This is a genomic window from Halorubrum sp. SD683 (assembly GCF_002135045.1).
GTDB lineage: Archaea > Halobacteriota > Halobacteria > Halobacteriales > Haloferacaceae > Halorubrum > Halorubrum ezzemoulense.
The window spans coordinates 1-1,713 of the sequence record NZ_NEWJ01000135.1; the positions used below are offsets into that span (position 1 = coordinate 1).

A 1,713-nucleotide genomic window follows, 5' to 3' on the forward strand; every position below is an offset into this window, starting at 1 on the left:
ACCACCTCCTACCCGGAGATGCTGGCGGCGTGTAAGGACGCGCTCGTGCGGCTGCTGGACTTCATCGACGACGATTTCGCGTTCGAAGACGTGACGGTCGTCTTCTCCGGTGGGCGGGGCTACCACGTCCACGTCCGGGACGAGAGCGTGCGGGAGTTGGACAGCGAGGCGCGCCGCGAGATCGTCGACTACGTGCGCGCCATCGACCTCGACAGCGACGGACTGATCCGGACGGTCTCCGAGCGGGGGACAACGAAGCGCGTCCTCCGCACCGAGGGCGGGTGGGGCGCGCGCGTTCACGACGCGCTGGTCGAGTACGCCGACGACCTCCGCGAGATGGGCGACGAGGCCGCGCGCGAGCGCCTCATGGAACTCGACGGGATCGGCGAGGGGCGCGCGGAGACGATCCTCGGCGCGTTTGACCGGAACCCGACCGCCGTGCGCGAGGGCAACGTGGAGGCCGGCGGGCCGGGCGTCCGCCGGCTCGTCTCCGCGCTCGCCGCGCGCGTCGCCGCGACCGACGCCGCGCCGATCGACGAGCCGGTGACGACCGATACCCGGCGGCTCATCCGGCTCCCGGGGACGCTCCACGGCGGCTCCGCGCTCGTCGTCACGCCGCTCGACCGCGACGAGCTCGCCGACTTCGACCCGCTCCGGGACGCGGTCCCGGACCGGTTCGTCGGCCGCGAGATCCGGATCGAGACGGACGCGGATCGGACGGTAGAATTAAACGGCGAGCGCGTCAGAGTTGAATCCGGTAGAAACACCGTGCCCGAGTTCGCGGGAGCCTTCCTGATGGCCCGCGGCGAGGCGCGGAAAGCTCCCGAACGATGACCGACGACAAATGAACCTCGACGAACTCCGATCCGCGCAGGCGAAGGAGCGCCGGAAGGACAGCCTCCAGCACCTGCGGGACTCGTTTTACGACGACGTGGGCGCGTACGTCGCGGACCTGCGCGCCGCGCGCGACCGCCGCGCCGAGCAGGTCGAGAACCCGTTCTCCGACGACGACGTCCGCCGGCTCTCCGACGAGGTGGAGACCGCGGAGGAGGTCGCCGAGGCGCTCTACGAGCGCCGGGTCGGGAAGGTCGTCAAGCTCGCCTCCTTCGCCGCGGCCGACATGTCCGTCGACGAGGAGGGAATGACGGCCGAGGAGCGGCGGCTGTTCGACGACCTCGTCGAGCGCATCAGCGCGAACAAGTCAGCGGTGCTCGACGTGCTCGCGGGCGAGTCGCCGGTCCCGGACGAGTCCGCGACCGCGGACGGCGACGACCGGCCGCTCGGGACCGAGGAGGGGTCCTCGGCCCCCGAAGCGAGGACGCCGGAGCCGAGTCGGGCAGACACCGACTCACCCGACGGTGGCCCCGAGCCGTCGGACGCGGACACGGCTCCCGCCGACCCGGAACCCGAGCCGTCGGACGCCGCTACGGCGTCGGGCGACGCCGGCGCCCTCGCCGGCGCGATGGGCGGCGACGGGGGAGACTCCTCCGCCGACGCCGAGCCGGAGCCGAACGAGGACCGCCCGGCGCCCGACCCCGAGTCCGCGTCCGACGGCGGCGAGGGTCCGACGCCGGTGCCCCCCGAACCGGCGCCTCCGGGAGCGGTCGGGGCCGACGACGCGGCCGACGCCGACGACACGATCGGCGACAGCGCGATCGGCGACAGCGGCACGGTCCCGGGCGATCGCCCCGCGGGAGACACGGACGAGGGGGC

The 1,713-nt window shown here is 73.4% G+C and carries 2 protein-coding genes; both read left to right on the plus strand.

The window, feature by feature from the left end; translation table 11 throughout:
* Positions 1-834: DNA primase small subunit domain-containing protein (locus tag B9G49_RS15990; protein ID WP_086217026.1), on the plus strand; the 834-nt coding region annotated here is incomplete at its 5' end.
* A 10-nt stretch (positions 835-844) separates the two neighbouring features.
* On the plus strand, positions 845-1,713 hold an 869-nt coding region (locus tag B9G49_RS15995; RefSeq protein WP_233125237.1), incomplete at its 3' end, for a hypothetical protein.